Origin of the sequence: Pseudomonas sp. Sample_9, assembly GCF_004307535.1 — a bacterium.
GTDB lineage: Bacteria > Pseudomonadota > Gammaproteobacteria > Pseudomonadales > Pseudomonadaceae > Aquipseudomonas > Aquipseudomonas mercuritolerans.
On the sequence record NZ_RAZO01000420.1, the window covers coordinates 24,258 to 43,876 of the forward strand.

Here is a 19,619-nt window from a genome sequence, read left to right on the forward strand (position 1 = left end):
TGCAGACTGCCTCACCAAGCTTGGCCGAAGGCTGTCATTGTCGGCCACCGTTACGAATGGGCAAGGAGGGCATTGCGACCCGGCTGGCCATGTAAGGATGCTGACAAATGCCGCGTATTGATGGCCCTGTATTACATCGTGGTTTGCGCCCTTTGTTCCGATTCGCCCTGTGCAGCCAGTTGCTCTGGCCAGTGCTGGCGTTGGCCGACACACCCTACGACGAGATGGTGCGCGATGCCCGCGCCGGGCATTACACGCCTGCGCTGACGGTTTTGCGTCAGGTGCCGCCGGGCCAGGCCAGCGACGGCCAGGTCAGCGATCACCTGCAAATCGCCAGTTGGGCCGGGCTCGATGCCGAAGTGGTCAAGGTCTATGAAACACAAGGTCGCGACCGCGTCCTGCCGGTGCAGGCACTGACCGCCGCCGCGCGTGCCTATCGCAACCTCAAGCGCTGGGATCAGGCCACCCAGGTCTACAACAAAGCGCTGGCGCTGGAGCCGGACAACGCTGACCTGCAACTGGGCCTCGCGCTGACTCAGGCCGATGCCGGCAAGCCCGATCAGGCCGTCACCCGCGCCCAGGCGCTGGTCGCCGCCAAACCCGACGATCCGTCACGCCGCCTCGCCTTGGGCTATGCCCTCGGTCGCGCCGGCAAACAGTACGATGCGCTGTTTGAATTCGATCAAGCCTTCATCCGCGCCGGCAACAAACCTGAAGTGGCCCGTGAGTACGTGGTCGCCCTGCAAAAGGCCCGTCTGCCTGAACCGGCGCTGCGTCTGGCCAGTCAACGTCCTGGCCTGATTGATCCGGTGACCTTGCGCCGCCTCGAAGGTGATCTCGCCGCCGAACGCGTGCGCCTCGCCGAACTGGCCACCCGCAGCGAGAAGGAACGCTACGTCATCGCCGACCGCGCGCTGGGCGATTACGACAAATTGCTCGCGACCTGGACGCCTGACGCCACTGCCCACGATGACGTGACGCGCTGGCGCATCGACCGTATGGGCGCGCTCAAGGCCCGTGCGCGCACCGCCGACGTGATCAGCGAATACCAGAAACTGCAAGCCGAAGGCGTGGCGATTCCGACCTACGCCCTGCGCTGGGTAGCGGCGTCTTATCTGGATCAGCGCGAGCCTGAGATTGCTACCGATCTGTATCGCCAGGTGCTTTCGGCGCCGGACGCCGATGTCGGTGATCGCCTCGAAGACACCACTGCGCTGTACTACTCGCTGCTGGAAAGCGACCGCGCCGATGAGGCGCGCAAGGTCGCCGAAGACGCAGCGAAAGCCCAGCGACCGCGCGTCGAGCTCAAGGGCTTGCCGATCGGCAACCCTAACGACGAATGGATGGACGCGCAGCAGCTCGCGGCGCAGGCCGGCACCTACGGTTCCGACCTGCCCCACGGCGAGGAGCGCCTGCAGACTCTGGTCGAGCAGGCACCGGGCAACCTTGGCTTGCGTCTGGCCCAGGCCGATCTCTACCTTGCCCGCCAGATGCCGCGCCGCGCGGAAAGCCAGCTCAAGGAAACCGAGAGCATGGCCCCGCGCGATGCCGGCCTGGAGGTCGCTCAGGCGCGTACCGCGATGGAGTTGCAGGAGTGGCGGCAGAACGATGCGCTGGTCGACGATGTGGTCGCGCGTTATCCGGACAACCGCCAGGTGCAGCGCCTGGCCCGCGAACGGGAAGTGCATGACATGGCCGAACTGCGCGTCGAAGCCTACGGCGGCAAGGCCAACGGTGGCGGCAGCGGCGATGCCGGTGCGGTCAGCGGCAGCCGTGATTTCGGTATCCAGAGCACGTTGTACAGCCCACCGATCAACGAAGACTGGCGCGTGTTTGCCGGCGCCGGTTATGCCACCGGTGATTTCGCCGAAGGCACCGGCCACCATCGCTTCCAGCGTGTCGGCCTGGAACGGCGCACCCGTGACATGACCCTCGAAGCCGAGGTGTCGAATCACGATTACGGCTTCGGTGACAAACAGGGCGCGCGCCTGGCGATTGCCCGCGACATCAACGATCACTGGCAATACGGCGGCAGCCTCGAATACCTCTCGGCGGAAACCCCGCTGCGCGCGCTCAATAGCGACATCAAGGCCAACGGCGGCAGTGCGTTCCTGCGCTGGCGCGCCAACGAAAGCCGCGAGTGGCGCGTGTCGGTCAGCCCATCGCACTTCAGCGATGGCAACAACCGCGTCGAAGCCTTGGTGACCGGGCGCGAGGGCATCTACACCGCGCCGAACATTCAGGTCGACGCCGGCCTGGAAGTTGGCACCAGCCACAACTCGAAATCCGACGACGTGCCGTACTTCAACCCCAAGTCGGACTTCAGCGTGATGCCGCTGGTCAACGTCAACCACGTGCTCTACCACCGCTACGAGACTTCCTGGAGCCAGCAATTCCAGGCCGGCGCGGGCACTTACAGCCAGCGCGACCACGGCACCGGCGGCATGGCGTTGCTCGGTTACGGCCAACGGTACGCCTGGAACGACGTGTTCGATGTGGGCGGCATGTTCAGTGTGATCAACCGGCCTTACGACGGTGATCGGGAAACTGATCTGCGTCTGCTCGTCGACCTCACTTTCCGCTTCTAGAAGAGTTTGAAGATGCCTTTTATCTCGCGTTTCATCCTTCTGCTGGGAGCGCTGCTGATCAGCGCCTGCGCCCAGCAAGCCCCGGCCTTCGCGCCGCCCTCCGAGCGCCCGGCCGCGGCCAGTGAACAACCGTGGCCAAAAAACCATGTGCTCGGCATTGCCTACCACGATGTCGAAGACCGTGATCCCGATCAGGCCGTGGTGGCGGTGCGCACCGAGCGCATGATCGAGCAGCTCGCCTGGCTGCGCGAGAACGGCTACAAACCAGTGACCGTCGACCAGATCATGGCCGCGCGTAACGGTGGCCCGGAGCTGCCGGCGAAAGCGGTGCTGCTCAGTTTCGACGACGGTTACGCCAGCTTCTATACCCGCGTGCTGCCGGTGCTGCGCGCCTACAACTGGCCAGCCTTGCTGGCGCCGGTGGGTACCTGGATCGACACGCCGCTCAATCAACCGGTGGATTTTGCCGGCACGCCGCGTAACCGTGACAACTTCCTGACCTGGCAGCAGATCCGCGAAATCTCCAAGTCCGGGTTGGTAGAGATCGCCGCTCACACCGATGCCAACCACAAAGGCATCCTTGCCAACCCGCAGGGCAACCTGCAGCCGGCCGCCGCGACCCGGCGTTATGACCCGGTGACCAAGCGCTATGAATCCGAAGCCGATTTCCAGGCACGCATTCGTACCGACGTGAAGAACATTTCCGAGAAGATCCGCAAGGCCACCGGTTACAAACCACGCGTGTGGGTCTGGCCGTACGGCACCGCCGACGGTACCTCGCTGACCGTGGTCGGTGAGGAGGGCTATGAAATGGCCCTGACGCTGGACGACGGCCTCGACACCCTCGATAACCTGATGAGCGGGCCGCGCTTCCTCGTCGCGTCCGATCCTGACGGCGAGCATTTCGCCAACAGCATCGTTTCGGTGCAGGCCGAAGGGCCGATGCGCGTGGTGCATGTCGATCTCGACAACGTCTACGACCCGGACCCGGCCCAGCAGGACATCAACCTCGGCAAGCTGGTGCAGCGCATGGCTGACCTCGGCGCCAGCACGGTGTTCCTGCAAGCCTTCGCCGATCCCAAGGGCGATGGTCTGGTGCATTCGCTGTACTTCCCCAACCGCCACTTGCCGATGCGCGCCGACCTGTTCGACCGCGTCGCCTGGCAACTGCGCACCCGTGCCCATGTGAAAGTCTTTGCATGGATGCCGGTGCTGAGTTTCGAACTGGATTCGAAACTGCCGCGTGTAACCCGCTGGGACCCGAAAACCGCCATCACCTCGGTCGATCCGAAGCAGTACAAACGCCTGTCACCGTTCAATCCCGAAGTGCGCAAGATCATCGGTGAAATCTATGAAGACGTGGCGCGGCTGACCTCGGTCGACGGCATTCTCTACCACGACGATGCGGTGCTTTCGGATTTCGAAGACGCCAGCCCGGATGCCCTGAAGGCCTACGCCGCTCAAGGTCTGCCGGGTTCGATTGCCGCGCTGCGCGACGATCCGGCGGCGATGCAACGCTGGACGCGTTTCAAGAGCCGCTACTTGATCGACTTCACCAACGAACTGACCGCGAAGGTCCGTGCGATTCGCGGCCCGCAAGTGCTGACCGCGCGCAACATCTTCGCTGAGCCGATGCTCAATCCCGACAGCGAAGCGTGGTTCGCGCAGAACCTCGATGACTTCCTCGCCACCTACGACTGGACGGCGCCGATGGCCATGCCATTGATGGAAAAACAGACGCTGGCCGAGTCCGGCCCATGGCTGGAAGAACTGGTCGCCACGGTGAAGAAACGCCCCGGCGCACTCAACCGCACCGTGTTCGAATTGCAGGCGCGTGACTGGAACCAGAAGGATCAGGCCGATATCGACGCCGTGCATCTGGCGGACTGGATGGGCCGGCTCAAGCGTCAGGGCGCGACCAGTTTCGGTTACTACCCGGACAACTTCCTCGACAACCTGCCAGACCTGAAAACCGTAAGGCCTGCACTCTCCAACAAATGGAATCCATAACATGCTGGATAGACTGTTAGCCCTGCTTGTTCTGGCGATTGTCCTTGGCGTTCCGCTGGGGCTGATCTTCCTCGTGACCGGCCAGTTCCTGATGTCGTTCGTGTTCTTCTACCCACTGTTCATGTCCGGGTTGTGGATCGCTGGCGGCCTGTATTTCTGGCTGCACTGGGAGCGCCACTGGCCATGGCAGGACGACACGCTGCCGCCGCCGCTGGAAGGCGAGCCGCTGATTTCGATCCTGATTCCTTGCTACAACGAAGGCGATAACGCTGCCGATACCATTTACGCGGCGCTGGCCCAGCACTACCCGAACATCGAAGTGATCGCGATCAACGACGGCTCCAAGGACAACACCGCCGAAGTGCTCGATGCGCTGGCCAAGGAAGATCCGCGACTGCGAGTTCTGCATCTGGCGGAAAACCAGGGCAAGGCTGTGGCTCTGCGCATGGGCGCGATCGCTGCGCGCAGCGAGTATCTGGTGTGCATCGATGGCGACGCCTTGCTGGCGCCGAACACTGCGGCTTATCTGGTCGCGCCGATGCTGGATAACGCACGCCTTGGCGCAGTGACCGGCAACCCGCGGATCCGCACGCGTTCGACCTTGATCGGGCGGGTGCAGGTCGGCGAGTTCTCCTCGATCATCGGGCTGATCAAACGTACGCAACGGGTGTTCGGGCGCATCTTCACCGTCTCCGGCGTGATCGTCGCGTTCCGTCGTACTGCGCTGAACCGGGTCGGCTACTGGAGCCCGGACATGATCACCGAAGACATCGACATCAGCTGGAAGCTGCAACTCGATCACTGGAGCATCTTCTACGAACCGCGTGCGCTGTGCTGGATCCTCATGCCGGAAACCCTCGGTGGCCTGTGGAAGCAGCGTCTGCGTTGGGCTCAGGGCGGCGCCGAAGTGCTGTTCAAGAACATTCGCGGCATCTGGCAGTACCGCCATCGCTACCTGTGGCCGCTGCTGTTCGAATACTGCCTGTCCACCGGTTGGGCGTTCACTTTCCTGCTGTCGGTGATTTTCTGGGGCATGGGCAAGTTCATGGTCATGCCCGACGCGATCGCCGTCGATCACCTGATGCCGCCGGCCTTCACCGGTCTGTTGCTGGCGTTCGTCTGCCTGGTGCAGTTCGCTGTCAGCATCATCATCGATCGACGCTATGAACCGGGTCTGGGCAAAACCATGTTCTGGGTGGTCTGGTATCCGTTGGTGTTCTGGCTCGTCAGTCTGCTGACCACCCTGGTCAGTTTCCCCAAGGTGTTGTTCAGCCAACACAAAAAACGCGCGCGCTGGGTCAGTCCTGATCGGGGTATCAAACCGCTGGGCGACGACCAGGAGGAAGTCATCAAATGAAAATTATCCGGACTCGCCAACGGCCCTTTCTGGTGGTGATCGACGTGATCCTCACCGTCCTGGCCTGGGTTGGCCTGCTGTTCCTGCTGGTGCGCGGACTATGGCCATTGATCGAAACCAGCGGCGGCCCGCGTATCGATCATTCGGCGTTCGATGCCCTGGGCACCTTGCAAGTTTATATGTGGGTGGCGCTGGTCAACGCGGTGATCCTGATCGGTTGGGCGCGTTACCAGCAACGCAAAAGCCGCAGCTTCGCCCAGCGCCGTTTGCCGTCACCGGTGATTGGCGATGAAGGTCTGAGCAAGAGTTTCAAGCTGTGCGACGAGCGTTTCCAGAAACTGCGCACGCCGGGGGTGATGACCATTCACAACGACCAGGATGGCGACATCAGCCATGTGGAAACGCATTTCTGGCCGCTTCAGCAGCAAGCACTGCCGGCGCCGCTGGCACCCCTGGAGCATCCACGGGTGATCTTTCTGCATGCCGAAGAGGACGACAGTCGCGAGCCGGTGAAACGCCTGACCTGATCTCCACGCGGCCTGTGTAGGAGCTGCCGAAGGCTGCGATCTTTTGATTTTGCTTATGTAAAAACAAGATCAAGAGATCGCAGCCTCGTTGCACTCGTCAGCTCCTACAGGATCGGTGTCAGGCCTGGGTCAGCGTCCAGGCCTCTTTTATCCGCAGAGGTTGCTTCATTCGCTCGGCCAGCAGCGCCATTGCGCGTTGCTTGTCGCAGGCCACCGCCGCAACGACGATGCCGTCTTTTGCGAAAAGACCAATGAACGGCGGCTGTTCCGGCTCACCGCTGAACTCGACCTCGTCCCATTCCTGCGCGTGACCGAGATAGTCGTAGTTCTTGCCGAAGTGGTACGTCCAGAAAAACGGCACATCCAGATAATGCTCCTCGCCACCGAGCATGTTGGCGGCGGCGATGCGCGCATGTTGCTGGGCGAGGCGCCAATGCTCAATGCGGGTTGGCTGGCCATTCAACGGAAACGTGGCGATATCGCCGATGGCCCAAAGGCCATCGGTGACGCACATACCGTCATCGACACGCAACGATTGGTCTTCTTCCTTGGGCAATGATGCGAAAGGTTCAGTGGCCGGGTGAACGCCGACGCCGGCGAGAACCAGATCCGCCGCCAGGCGCAGACCGTTGTCGAGCAGCACGCCCTCGACCTTGTCCTCGCCAAGGATCTGCGTAGCCTCGTGTTCGCTGATGAACTTCACCCCGTGCTCTTCGTGCAACCCGCGAATCGCTTTGCCCACCGCTTCGCCGAACTGCTTGGCAAACGGGATTGCATGGCGTGCCAGCACGGTGACGTCGAGGCCGAACTCGCGCAGCGCAGATGCGCATTCAAGGGCAATGAAACTGTCGCCGATGATCACCGCACGCTGGCCCGGTTGAGCGGCGTTGATGATCTGTTCAGCCTGTGCTTTCGAACGCAGGACGAAGACGTTGGCCAGCCCGGCACCAGGCAGCTTCAACGGATTGGGCGCGCCACCGGTGGCGAGTACAGCGGCGTCGTAACGCAGGATGCCGCCGTTGTGCAGATGCAGCGTTTTGCCTGGGGCGTCGAGTGAAGTCACTTCGCCTTGCACGCGCTCAATCCGTTGCGCTTGATAGAACGCCTCATCGCGCAGCGGCGGCACTTCTTTCGGCGACATCTCCCCGGCGAGAACAAATTTGCTCAGCACCGTGCGGTCGTAGCCGGCATCCGGTTCGCCGTCGACCAGCACGATGCGTCCGCCGAAACCTTTCTCCCGTAGCGCCGCCGCGCAAGCCGTGCCCGCCGCCCCGGCGCCGACCACCACGAACGTTCTTGGGTCGTCAGCGGGCGGGGTGTGCGGATCGGGCAACGGCTGGTCATCGACCCAGACTTCATCGCCGCGCAACTCCAGCGGATAGCGCTTGAGACTGTCCAGCGATGGCGGCTCGCACAGGCCGCCGTCCTCGGCGCGGTACGCGGCCTTGTGCCAGGGGCAGATCAACCTGCCGTGACACATCGCCCCCTCGGCCAACGGTGCGCCGGCATGTGGACACAGGCCCTGAAACGCCCGCAACTCGCCGGTGGCACGCAGCAGGACGATCTTGCAGTCGCCGATTTCGACTTGCAGGCCACGGTCTTGCGGGACATCGGCGAAACGGGCGACACGGTGCAGGGACATTTTCGGCTTCCTCGCAGGCATTTCTCTTGTGAGTTGGCGGCGCCGCGCGAGGTTCAGCCATTTGCTACTGCCAAGGCACGAACGGTACAGCTATAGTTTGCGGGCCGACGACGGCCTCACTGCACAAGGTGCTCCCGGAATGACCCGATTGACCTCTCTCAACCCATGGCTGGCGGCCATCGCCGTGACCCTTTGCGTGCAGTTCCCGGCACAGGCCCAGGAACGCTTCACCCTGAGCATCCCCGGCGTGTCGGATAACCGTCTGTTCACCTCGGCAGCGGCAAGTGACGCACCCGGTTGCGGCGGCAAGAACCAGTCGCCGGCGCTGAGCTGGAACGCCGGCCCCGCCGGAACCCAGAGCTACGCCATCGTCATGCACGACCCGGACGGCCAGAAAGGCCTGGGCGTCGATCACTGGATTCACTACGGCATCAAGCCCACCACCCACCAGATCGCGGCCGGCGTCGGTGCCAAATCCGCCCTCGAAGGCGTCGGCGGCACCAACAGCAAAGGCAACACCCACTACATGGGCCCGTGCCCGCCAGTGGGCGACAGCGCGCACCACTACATCATCCAGATCTACGCCCTCGATCTTGCCCCGGACGCCTTGCCCGCCGGCCTGACCCGCGCCGAGCTGATGGAAAAAATCAAAGGCCATGTGCTGCGCAACAGCAGCGCGGTGCGCCGTTATCACCGCTGAGGTTGGGCCGCTCACGGGCGGCTGACTGCTCTGATTCCCCAGCCATTTGGCATTGCCCCGCGAAAACGCGCACTATCAAGCCATTGCCAATGCGCTGGAGGACACCGTGGCAGCAAAAATCGACCGCATCGCCCAGCTGCTCAACTGCCCGGAAAAGGGCGAACAAATGCGGCGTGCAGTAACCGAGACGCGTAAGGAATTTCTGCTGAATCAGCCGGAAGAAGATCTCGTTGAAGAAGACGAGGTGTTTGACGAGGTTGAGGAGGAGGGGGACGACGACGATGAATATGACGAGTTTGACTGGACGACGGAGTGACGTCGTTCCAGTGATCTTGTCATCGCCCACAAAAAAGCCCCGGACCATCACAGACCGGGGCTTTCTCGTTTGATTCATGGTGCACCAGGCGGGATTCGAACCCACGACCCCTGCCTTCGGAGGGCAGTACTCTATCCAGCTGAGCTACTGGTGCAGCGGGCGACATCATACCTAGGTCGGCTCGGGGCGTCCATGCCGGGTTTGGCGGGTTTTGTCAGTGTGCGTGTCGGCACAAATCGCTGCATTCCTTAAAGCGGTAACGTCCTGCAAAACCCTCGCTTGGCGCTTTGCCGGGGTTGATCTAAGGTTTTTCCTGCGGCACGGGTTTTCGGTGCGTTGATCTGAAAAGCGGCATTTTTGTTCTTTTTTTCGAACGACCTATTGTCCTTTACCCCCTTTGAACCTACGATCCGTTTGAGATTTCAAACGCTCTTTGGCGGGTTTTGCAGCGCAGGTGCGCCCGGTCGTGCACTGTTGATGCGCCACAATCCGTTCACTGATTTCCCTGACGGCAGCCTTGCGAGGCGCCTTTCTACAATCATAATTTGCTCCGCGCAGGCCGCGGTGCTGTTAAGGAAAGCCGACATGCAGCTTAAAGACACCCAGTTGTTCCGCCAGCAAGCCTTCATCGATGGCGCTTGGGTCGATGCCGACAACGGTCAGACGATCAAGGTCAACAACCCGGCCACCGGCGAAATCCTCGGCACCGTGCCGAAGATGGGCGCCGCTGAAACCCGCCGTGCCATTGAAGCCGCCGACAAGGCGCTGCCGGCCTGGCGTGCACTGACCGCCAAGGAGCGTGCCGGCAAGCTGCGTCGCTGGTTCGAACTGATGATCGAGAACCAGGACGACCTCGCGCGCCTGATGACCCTCGAGCAGGGCAAGCCGCTGGCCGAAGCCAAGGGCGAAATCGTTTACGCCGCATCGTTCATCGAGTGGTTCGCCGAAGAAGCCAAGCGCATCTACGGTGATGTGATTCCGGGCCATCAGCCGGACAAGCGCCTGATCGTGATCAAGCAACCGATCGGCGTCACCGCTGCGATCACTCCATGGAACTTCCCGGCAGCAATGATCACTCGCAAGGCCGGCCCAGCACTGGCCGCCGGTTGCACCATGGTGCTCAAGCCGGCTTCGCAAACTCCATTTTCCGCTTTCGCCCTGGCCGAACTGGCCCAGCGTGCAGGCATTCCTGCGGGCGTGTTCAGCGTGGTCTCTGGCAGCGCCGGCGACATCGGCAGCGAGCTGACCAGCAACCCGATCGTGCGCAAACTGTCCTTCACCGGCTCGACCGAGATCGGTCGCCAGTTGATGGCCGAATGCGCCAAGGACATCAAGAAAGTCTCGCTGGAACTGGGCGGTAACGCGCCGTTCATCGTGTTCGACGACGCGGATCTGGATAAGGCCGTCGAAGGCGCGATCATTTCCAAGTACCGCAACAACGGTCAGACCTGCGTCTGCGCCAACCGTCTGTACATTCAGGACGCGGTCTACGATGCGTTCGCCGAGAAGCTGAAAGTGGCTGTGGCCAAACTGAAGATCGGCAACGGTCTGGAAGATGGCACCACCACCGGTCCGCTGATCGACGAAAAAGCCGTGGCCAAGGTTCAGGAACACATCGCTGATGCCGTAAGCAAAGGCGCCACCGTACTGGCGGGCGGCAAGGCGATGGAAGGCAACTTCTTCGAGCCGACCATCCTGACCAACGTGCCGAAAAACGCGGCCGTGGCCAAGGAAGAAACCTTTGGTCCGCTGGCGCCGCTGTTCCGCTTCAAAGACGAAGCCGAAGTGATCGCCATGTCCAACGACACCGAATTCGGTCTGGCTTCTTACTTCTACGCGCGTGACCTCGGCCGTGTGTTCCGTGTCGCCGAAGCGCTGGAATACGGCATGGTCGGCGTCAACACCGGGCTGATCTCCAACGAAGTCGCGCCGTTCGGCGGCATCAAGGCCTCGGGCCTGGGCCGTGAAGGCTCCAAGTACGGCATCGAAGACTACCTGGAAATCAAATACCTCTGCCTGGGCATCTAAGCCGGGAAAGGGATCGCTGCAAACGCAAAGGGCACGAGAGCGCTGTCCCTTTGCGTGGTTTCAAACAGGAATTTTCTCTGCGGCCAGGAACGCCGTGGCAGTCGATCATCGCATGCTGCTACCGCCGATTTCTCCCGCTTCATCCTTGAACCACGCCGCCCGATGAGCGGCGAATGAGGACTGTAATGAGCAAGACTAACGCTGAACTGATGGCCCGCCGCACCAATGCCGTACCTCGTGGTGTTGGCCAGATTCACCCGATCTTCGCCGAGTCGGCGAAGAACGCCACCGTGACTGACGTTGAAGGTCGCGAGTTCATCGACTTCGCCGGCGGTATCGCGGTACTGAACACCGGCCACGTGCACCCGAAAATCATCGCCGCCGTGACCGAACAGCTGAACAAGCTGACCCACACCTGCTTCCAGGTGCTGGCTTACGAGCCGTACGTTGAGCTGTGCGAAAAAATCAACGCCAAGGTGCCGGGTGATTTCGCCAAGAAAACCCTTCTGGTCACCACCGGTTCCGAAGCGGTGGAAAACGCCGTGAAGATCGCCCGTGCCGCCACTGGCCGTGCTGGCGTGATCGCTTTCACCGGCGCGTATCACGGTCGCACCATGATGACCCTCGGCCTGACCGGTAAAGTCGTGCCTTACTCGGCGGGCATGGGCCTGATGCCAGGCGGCATCTTCCGCGCGCTGTACCCGAACGAACTGCACGGCGTGAGCATCGACGACTCGATCGCTTCCATCGAGCGCATCTTCAAGAACGACGCCGAGCCGAAAGACATCGCTGCGATCATCATCGAGCCGGTGCAGGGCGAAGGTGGTTTCTACGTCGCGCCGAAAGAATTCATGAAGCGTCTGCGTGCGCTGTGCGACCAGCACGGCATCCTGCTTATCGCTGACGAAGTGCAGACCGGCGCTGGCCGCACTGGCACCTTCTTCGCCATGGAACAGATGGGCGTTGCCGCCGACCTGACCACCTTCGCCAAGTCCATCGCTGGCGGCTTCCCGCTGGCCGGCGTGTGCGGCAAGGCCGAATACATGGACGCCATTGCTCCGGGCGGCCTGGGCGGCACTTACGCCGGTAGCCCGATCGCTTGCGCCGCTGCGCTGGCAGTCATGGAAGTGTTTGAAGAAGAGCAATTGCTGGACCGCTGCAAGGCTGTCGGCGAGCGCCTGGTCACCGGTTTGAAGGCGATTCAGGCCAAGTACCCGGTGATCGGTGAAGTGCGTGCGCTGGGCGCAATGATCGCGGTCGAGCTGTTCGAAAACGGCGACAGCCACAAGCCGAACCCGACTGCCGTGGCTGCTGTGGTGGCCAAGGCGCGTGACAAGGGCCTGATCCTGCTGTCCTGCGGCACTTACGGTAACGTGCTGCGTGTGCTGGTTCCGCTGACGTCGCCAGACGAGCAACTGGACAAAGGCCTGGCGATCATCGAAGAGTGCTTCTCTGAACTCTGATCCGCTCGTGTGACCCGCTCGACAAAAACCCGCTTCGGCGGGTTTTTTTTGCCCCTTGAAACATATCGGACCTGTTAGCGCTGTATCGGATCGCCAGCATTGGCTAAGGTTCAGGCATTGCAAGGAGAGCGCGCATGACTGCCGTTGATTTACCCGCCGTACCCCGGGTGCTGATTGCCGAGGCTGATCCCTGGTCCCGCGACCTGCTCAAACAAGTGCTGCTCAATGTGCGCTGCGATGCGCGGCTGGATTTGTGTGCCGACGGTCAGCAGGCAATGTCGTTGCTCAGCGAGGTGCCCTATGACCTGGCCATCGTTGATTGGGAGCTGCCCGGCATCGACGGATTGCATGTGCTGCGCAGCGTCCGCCAGCGCAAACGCAATCCGCCGCTGCCGTTCATTCTGATGAGCAGCCGCAACGACAGCGCCAGCGTGCGCGAAGCGATTCCGCTGGCGCCGACGGCGTACCTGACCAAACCGTTGAACATGGAAGGCCTGACCGAGCGCTTGCAGGGGTTGCTGCTCAACGCTGGCGAAGCAGTGGTTTGCGAAGTGCCGGCACTGGCGCCGGGCATGACCCTGTCGGTGTTCCTTGAGCGGCGTCGCGAGCAGGCCGATGGCGCGCCGCTGATGACCGATGTGCAAGTGGCGGTCAAGCGCAGCCTCAATCCCGAGGGGCTGGACCTCAAGCTGCTGGAAGAAGAGGTGCGCACCGATCCGCAGATTACTGCCGTGCTGATCGCAGCCGCCAACAGTGCCGCGCAACACTACGGCGCGCCGGTGCAAACCCTGGCCCAAGCGCTGCACCGACTCGGCACCGGGCAGAGCATGAACCTGATTCTCGGCCTGGCGCTCAAACGCAGCGCGCGGCTCAGCGATCCATGCCTGGCGGATTACGCCGAGCGCTATTGGGGGCTGTCACTGCACACGGCGGAATACGCCCGCACGCTGGCGCGCCTGCTCGATCTGGATCAGGAGCGCTGCTATTGCGCCGGCATGTTGCATCGGCTCGGCGATCTGGCACTGCTGCGCTGCTTGCAGGAATGGCAGCAAGCCGGCGGCGAGCTGGACGAACTGGAAGAGGTCGGCGAAGCGTTGGCGCAGTTTGGTGCTTCTTATGGCTCGGCATTGCGCACCCGCTGGCGTCTGCCGCTGGAGTTGCGCGAGTTGATTGCTGCGGTCTACCAGCTCGGTGGTGGCGTTTACAGTCGCGAGGCGCTGGTGATGCACATGGCCGCGCAGATGGCGCGGCTCACCGAGCATGAAGGCGTTGAGGAACTGGCGAAGAGCCGGACGGCGCGGTTGCTCAAGATCGGGCTGCCGGAGTTGCTGCGGATGCGCAAATGACAGATCACCACATTCCGATGTGGGAGAGAGCCTGCTCGCGAAGGCGCCAGCGCAGGCAACATTTTTGTTGAAGGTGCGGGCCTCATCGCGGGCAAGCCCGCTCTCACAGGAATTGCGGCAGCCACAAAATACGGGTCAGACCGCAATGATCCGGTTTTTGCCCTGCCGTTTCGCCTCGTACATCGCGGCATCCGCGCGGGCGAACAGGCTGTCCAGGCTCTTGTCTTCGTCGGTGAGGTTGGTCAGGCCCTGGCTAACGGTGATGCTGAATGCTTGCCCTTCGTGGTTGAAGCGCAGTCGCTGGATCTCCTGTTGCAGGCGCTCCGCCACTTGCACGGCCATCTCCGGCGCACAACCGGGGAACACCGCGGCGAACTCCTCACCGCCAATTCGCCCAAACAGGTCGCCACGGCGCAATGAGCCGCGCCCGCATTCGGCGATTCGTTGCAGCACGTTGTCGCCCTCTGGGTGGCCATAGCTGTCGTTGATCACTTTGAAATCGTCGATGTCCAGCAGCAGGAAGGCCAGCGGTGTGCCCTGGCGCCGCGCCTCGGCGAACTCGCGGTGGGCGCATTCGAAGAAGTGGCGGCGATTGCTGCTTTGCGTCAGCACGTCGGTGGTGGCCAAGCGTTGCAGCTCGGTTTCCATGTGTTTTTTGTCGGTGATGTCTTCGGCGATGCCGACGATGATCACCGGCTGCCCTGGCTCGTCCTGGCGATTGATAAAGCATTTGTCGCTGAGCCAGCGCACCTGGCCATCGGCGGCGATGATGCGGTACTCGCGATCTTCCACCGCACCTCGGTGCAGGACTTCGGCAAGGCTTTGTTCAGCGTACTCCAGATCATCGGGGTAAATGCTGTCACGCCACTGGTTGTAGTCAGCCAGCACAAGCGCGGCGGAACGGCCGAAGATCCGTTCATATGCCGGACTGACGTACAGCACCTGCCGGGTTTCCCAGTTGAAAGCCCAGAGCACGGCGTTGACGCTGACCAGCAGCGAACTGATTAACTGTTCGCGCTCGCTCAGGCGCGCGACTTCGCCTTGCGCGTGCATCAGCGCCATCAGCGTTTGCGCGGCCTCGGGCCATTGGGTGAAGGTTGTGTCTTTCTGGTTGTTGTTGACCATCGGCACAAATCTCAAAGGGCGCGCCGCAATATCGACAACGGCCACAGGACAGCCCGCCGGGATGGCGAAGTGTCATTGAGATAGAGGATTTTCGGCGAAGTTCCCGGCCATTACCGAGTCCCGCCAAGCGGCGAGCTGTAGGAGCTGACGAGTGCAACGAGGCTGCGATCTCTTGATCCTCAGAATCAAAAGATCGCAGCCAGTGCCGGGTCAGGCAGTCGCAGGACGCAGCGAGTAGGTTTTCAGCTGATCAGCAAAGTCACGCAACGACTGGATGCCACTGGCCTCGGCCTCGTGAATCCATTCCTTGATGGCGGCCAGCATGTCGTGGCCATTGGAACTGGTCTTGACCCAGATCTGCTGCAAAGCCAGGCGCTTTTCGTAAATGACTTTCAGCGCCTGGCTGTGTTCGAGCATGGTCTGGATGCGCAGGTGATGACGGTCTTCCAGCAGGCTGGTTTCCCGCGACAGCAGGCGTTTGGCCCGGTGGAACTGGTGGCGCACCGAATGATCGACCTTGGCCAGCTCTTGCTTGACCAGCGGGCCGATCACCAATTTGCGGTACTGGGCCATGATCTGGAAGCGGTTGTTGAGGATCGCCATGGCGGTGTCCATGTCCAGGCTGCCCTTGCCTTCGACGCGGTGGGCAATCGGTGCTACCCGCTGCACCTTGGCCAGACGCAGGAAGCAGAAGACCTTGATCCACGCCCAGCCGAGGTCGAATTCCCACTTTTTCACCGACAGCTTGGCCGAGTTGGGGTAGGTATGGTGGTTGTTGTGCAGTTCTTCGCCGCCGATCAGGATGCCCCACGGCACCAGATTGGTCGCCGCGTCACGGCATTCGAAGTTGCGGTAGCCGACGGCATGGCCCAGACCGTTGATCACGCCAGCGGCCCACACCGGAATCCACATCATCTGGATGGCCCAGATGGTGATGCCGATGGTGCCGAACAGCAGCAGGTCAATCACGCCCATGATCGCCACGCCCAGCAGCGGATAGCGGCTGTAGACGTTGCGTTCGATCCAGTCTTCCGGGCAGTTCTTGCCGTAGATGCGCAGGGTTTCCGGGTTCTGCGCTTCGCTGCGATACAGCTCGGCGCCGGTGCGCAGCACCGTGGACAGGCCCTTGATGACCGGGCTGTGCGGGTCATCTTCGGTTTCGCATTTGGCGTGATGTTTGCGGTGGATGGCGGTCCACTCGCGGGTGTTCTGCGCCGTGGTCAGCCACAGCCAGAAACGGAAAAAGTGCTTGAGACCCGCATTCAGCTCGAGCGAGCGGTGGGCCGAATAACGGTGCAGATAGACCGTGACGGCAACAATCGTCACATGGGTCATCAGCAGGGTGACCGCGACCAGTGACCAGGCCGACAAGCCAAGAAAACCTTCGTACCACATAGGCTATAGGGCCCTCGATAAAGATAAAAACAGCCGTTGCATTATCACTAAGCACACAGATAAAACCAGTCGCCCTTTCAGATAAGAAGTCGCTGAATGTTTCTTCACCTATAATTCCAACCTTTTTGTAGGGACATGGACGACCGAATGTCTGCGACTTACCGCGATGCCTTGCGTGCAGCGCTGCTCTACATCGTCCTCGCCGCCGTATGGCTGCAGGTTTCCGATCATTTATTAAGCAGATTCTTCGATGACTCCAGTGCGCTGGCCCACTGGCAACTGATCAACGGTTATCTGCTGGCAGCCGTCAGCGCCGGGCTGATTTTCCTCGCCCGGGCGCGGCTGTGTCGGTTTCTCGGCATCGGGGCCCGCCTGCGCGAGCGCCACAGCGACCGTGAGCGTCTTCGTCAGGCGGCGGCCGTGTTCGACTGCACCCGTGAAGGCGTACTGGTCACCGATCATCGGGGCCTGATCGTTCACGTCAACCGCGCCTTTATCGAGATCACCGGTTATCGGCGCGATGAGGTGATCGGTCAGCAGCCCAGTCTGTTCAAGTCCGGTCATCATCCGCCGGGCTTCTATCAGGCAATGTTCGCAACCCTTGAAGCCGCAGGTGAATGGAGCGGCGAGATCTGGAACCGGCGCAAGACCGGCGAGATTTATCCACAGTGGCAGACCATTCGGGTGATTCACGATGATTTCGGCCGGCTCAGCCATTACGTGGCGGTGTTTTCCGATATCAGTGCGATCAAGGATTCCGAGTCCGAACTCAAACACTTGGCGCATCACGATCCGTTGACCGATCTGCCCAATCGCCTGCTGTTCAGCGACCGCGCCGAGCAGGCGTTGGCATCGGCGCAGGCGCACAAGCGTGGCTGCGCGCTACTGATGCTCGATCTGGATCACTTCAAGATGATCAACGACAGCCTCGGGCATAACGTCGGCGACCGCTTGCTGAAAGCGGTGGCGACGCGTTTGCAGGATCTGTTCGGCGCCGGCATCACCCTGGCACGGCTGGGTGGTGACGAGTTCGCGGTGCTCGCGGAAAGTTGTCCACAGCCGGCTCAGGCCGCTGGGCTGGCGCAACGGGCTCTGGACGCCTTGAAGGAGCCGATGCTGGTAGATGGCAATCAACTGTTCATCAACGCCAGCATCGGCATCAGCCTGTTTCCCAGCGATGCCCTGAGCGCCGAGCAGTTGTTGCGCAACGCCGACAGCGCGCTGTTCAAGGCCAAAAGCGCCGGGCGCAACGGCTACGCGCTGTACACCGAAGAGCTGACCGCACATGCCCAGCAACGGGTCGAAATCGCCTTCGAACTGCGCCGCGCACTGGAGCAGGAGGAGTTGCGCGTCTTCTACCAACCGGTGCATGACCTGCACAGCAGCCGTCTGATCGGCGTTGAGGCACTGGTGCGTTGGCAGCATCCGCAGCGCGGCCTGGTGTCGCCGGCGGAGTTCATTCCGATTGCCGAGCGCACCGGGCTGATCGCCGAGATCGATGCCTGGGTGATGCAGCAGGCCTGCCGGCAGATGTGCCAATGGCAGCAGAGCGGTGTGGTGCTGGCGTTCGTCGCGGTGAATGTTTCGTCGCGGCTGTTTGCCCGGCGTGAGCTTTATCAGCAGGTGGCGCAGGTGCTCCACGACACGGGGCTGGATCCGGCGTATCTGGAACTGGAAGTTACCGAAAGCGCGGTGATGGACGACCCGGAAGTGGCGCTGGAACAGATGCATCGCTTGCGCGAACTGGGTGTGCGTCTGGCCATCGATGATTTCGGCACCGGCTATTCGTCGTTGCTGCGGCTCAAGCGCTTGCCGGTACAGAAGCTCAAGATCGATCAGGGCTTCGTCGCAGGGTTGCCGTGGGATGAGGATGACGTGGCGATTGTCCGGGTGATCATCGCGCTGGCGCGGAGCATGGGTATGCAGGTGCATGCCGAGGGGATCGAGCAGGCTGAGCAGGCGACATTTCTGTTGGCGCAGGAATGCGATCTGGGGCAGGGCTACTGGTTTGGGCGGCCGGTGTCTGCGGATCGGCTTGATTGGGCGAAAACGCCATTGATTGGCTGAATAGGCCATATGGCTTGTGGCGAGGGGATTTATCCCCGTTGGACTGCGTAGCAGTCCCATTTTTGGGGTCGCTTCGCGACCCAACGGGGATAAATCCCCTCGCCACGAGTTCTCTTGACGATTTCAAATCAGCGCAAACCTTTGCCCTCTCTCGTAATGTTTTATAGTTATATAAACATTCTTAAATAGTCTTTTTAAGAATATCCATGTCTCTCTTATATTGCTCCCACGCCGAACGCAGTGCCGCCCACTGCCAGGCAAATCCCCTTCAAAGGAGCAGCACCATGAGCGCATCCCTTCGCAGCGTTGACGGTCAGGACGAAAGCACCATCTTGCGGGAAATCCAGAGCGCCCTGCGCGATCTGCGGTTCGGCGCGGTGGAGATCACTGTGCACAACGCGCAAGTCGTACAGATCGAACGCAAAGAGAAATTTCGTTTGCAGCAACCCGGTAAACAACCGGGCTGAGATCAAAAGATCGCAGCCTTCGGCGGCTCCTACAGGGGGCTGTGTGCAGGAGCTGGCGAAGGCGGCGATCTTTCAACGGGACCCGATTCCAGCAATACATAAGAAAAAGCCACCACCAGGAATTCCAGGAGCTTTCACCATGTCGTCGATTCGCCGTTATGCTTTGGCCGCGCTGGCCAGTGCCGTGTTTGCCGGTTCCGCCGTTGCCAAGGATTACGAGCTGCTCAACGTGTCGTATGACCCGACGCGCGAGCTGTATCAGGAATACAACGCCGAATTCATCAAGTTCTGGCAGCAGGATCATGCCGGCGACACGGTGAAAATCCAGCAGTCCCACGGTGGCTCGGGCAAGCAGGGCCGTGCGGTGATCGATGGCCTGCGGGCTGACGTGGTGACCCTGGCCCTGGCCGGTGACATCGATGAAATCGCCAAGCTCGGCAAGAGCCTGCCCGCCGACTGGCAGAAGCGTCTGCCGGAAGCGAGCACGCCGTACACCTCGACCATCGTGTTCCTGGTGCGCAAGGGCAACCCGAAAGGCATCAAGGACTGGGGCGATCTGGTCAAGAACGATGTCTCGGTGATCACGCC

The 19,619-nt window shown here is 61.6% G+C and carries 15 protein-coding genes and 1 tRNA gene; 12 read left to right on the plus strand and 4 right to left on the minus strand.

Going from position 1 to position 19,619, the window contains the following annotated elements:
- Positions 1-107: 107 nt before the first annotated feature.
- The 4 genes from pgaA to pgaD are packed head-to-tail and all read left to right on the plus strand — an operon-like array spanning position 108 to position 6,482.
- Complete coding sequence (gene pgaA / locus D6877_RS24070; protein ID WP_130912322.1) at positions 108-2,588, plus strand: poly-beta-1,6 N-acetyl-D-glucosamine export porin PgaA; 2,481 nt, start codon at positions 108-110, stop codon at positions 2,586-2,588.
- A gap of 12 nt (positions 2,589-2,600) precedes the next feature.
- Positions 2,601-4,598, plus strand: a complete 1,998-nt coding sequence (gene pgaB, locus D6877_RS24075; protein ID WP_130912323.1) for a poly-beta-1,6-N-acetyl-D-glucosamine N-deacetylase PgaB — start codon at positions 2,601-2,603, stop codon at positions 4,596-4,598.
- A 1-nt stretch (position 4,599) separates the two neighbouring features.
- Positions 4,600-5,955, plus strand: coding sequence for a poly-beta-1,6-N-acetyl-D-glucosamine synthase (gene pgaC, locus D6877_RS24080; protein ID WP_056786973.1), 1,356 nt, complete (start codon positions 4,600-4,602; stop codon positions 5,953-5,955).
- Positions 5,952-6,482 (plus strand): poly-beta-1,6-N-acetyl-D-glucosamine biosynthesis protein PgaD, encoded by a 531-nt coding sequence (gene pgaD / locus D6877_RS24085; protein ID WP_123444120.1) that lies wholly within the window; start codon positions 5,952-5,954, stop codon positions 6,480-6,482. The genes pgaC and pgaD overlap by 4 nt, the downstream gene beginning before the upstream one ends.
- A gap of 118 nt (positions 6,483-6,600) precedes the next feature.
- Here the strand turns inward: pgaD and D6877_RS24090 are convergent, their stop codons facing one another.
- Positions 6,601-8,124 carry an FAD-dependent oxidoreductase gene (locus D6877_RS24090; protein WP_130912324.1) on the minus strand — a complete coding sequence of 508 codons (1,524 nt, stop codon included), beginning with the start codon at positions 8,122-8,124 and terminating at the stop codon, positions 6,601-6,603.
- Positions 8,125-8,263: 139 nt separating this feature from the next.
- Between D6877_RS24090 and D6877_RS24095 the strand changes: the two genes are divergently transcribed.
- The gene (locus D6877_RS24095; protein WP_016772253.1) at positions 8,264-8,824 is read left to right on the plus strand and encodes a YbhB/YbcL family Raf kinase inhibitor-like protein; all 561 of its coding nucleotides are present in this window, start codon (positions 8,264-8,266) and stop codon (positions 8,822-8,824) included.
- A gap of 46 nt (positions 8,825-8,870) precedes the next feature.
- Positions 8,871-9,140, plus strand: a complete 270-nt coding sequence (locus tag D6877_RS24100; RefSeq protein ID WP_130912325.1) for a hypothetical protein — start codon at positions 8,871-8,873, stop codon at positions 9,138-9,140.
- Positions 9,141-9,217: 77 nt separating this feature from the next.
- On the opposite strand, the gene D6877_RS24105 is transcribed toward D6877_RS24100, so the two are convergent.
- A tRNA-Arg gene (locus D6877_RS24105) sits at positions 9,218-9,294 on the minus strand.
- A gap of 431 nt (positions 9,295-9,725) precedes the next feature.
- Between D6877_RS24105 and gabD the strand changes: the two genes are divergently transcribed.
- The 3 genes from gabD to D6877_RS24120 all read left to right on the plus strand — a co-directional run bounded on the left by gabD (position 9,726) and on the right by D6877_RS24120 (position 13,977).
- Entirely contained in the window at positions 9,726-11,168 is a 1,443-nt protein-coding gene (gene gabD, locus D6877_RS24110; protein ID WP_024011131.1) for an NADP-dependent succinate-semialdehyde dehydrogenase, read from the plus strand.
- A 185-nt stretch (positions 11,169-11,353) separates the two neighbouring features.
- The gene (gabT, locus tag D6877_RS24115; protein WP_016772251.1) at positions 11,354-12,631 is read left to right on the plus strand and encodes a 4-aminobutyrate--2-oxoglutarate transaminase; all 1,278 of its coding nucleotides are present in this window, start codon (positions 11,354-11,356) and stop codon (positions 12,629-12,631) included.
- A gap of 134 nt (positions 12,632-12,765) precedes the next feature.
- Entirely contained in the window at positions 12,766-13,977 is a 1,212-nt protein-coding gene (locus D6877_RS24120; RefSeq protein ID WP_130912326.1) for a response regulator, read from the plus strand.
- Between the two features lie 135 nt (positions 13,978-14,112).
- Here D6877_RS24120 and D6877_RS24125 read toward each other — a convergent pair whose 3' ends face one another.
- Positions 14,113-15,102: a sensor domain-containing diguanylate cyclase gene (locus tag D6877_RS24125; protein ID WP_130912329.1), complete on the minus strand. Its 990-nt coding sequence runs from the start codon at positions 15,100-15,102 to the stop codon at positions 14,113-14,115.
- Positions 15,103-15,312: 210 nt separating this feature from the next.
- Positions 15,313-16,497 (minus strand): delta-9 fatty acid desaturase DesA, encoded by a 1,185-nt coding sequence (desA, locus tag D6877_RS24130; protein ID WP_122508377.1) that lies wholly within the window; start codon positions 16,495-16,497, stop codon positions 15,313-15,315.
- Between the two features lie 147 nt (positions 16,498-16,644).
- Here desA and dibA point away from each other — a divergent pair, with 147 nt between their 5' ends.
- The 3 genes from dibA to D6877_RS24145 all read left to right on the plus strand — a co-directional run.
- Positions 16,645-18,564 carry a phosphodiesterase DibA gene (gene dibA / locus D6877_RS24135; protein WP_130912327.1) on the plus strand — a complete coding sequence of 640 codons (1,920 nt, stop codon included), beginning with the start codon at positions 16,645-16,647 and terminating at the stop codon, positions 18,562-18,564.
- 284 nt (positions 18,565-18,848) lie between these two features.
- Positions 18,849-19,031: a sulfur starvation response protein OscA gene (gene oscA, locus D6877_RS24140; protein ID WP_007917682.1), complete on the plus strand. Its 183-nt coding sequence runs from the start codon at positions 18,849-18,851 to the stop codon at positions 19,029-19,031.
- 139 nt (positions 19,032-19,170) lie between these two features.
- On the plus strand, positions 19,171-19,619 hold a 449-nt coding region (locus D6877_RS24145; RefSeq protein WP_130912328.1), incomplete at its 3' end, for a sulfate ABC transporter substrate-binding protein.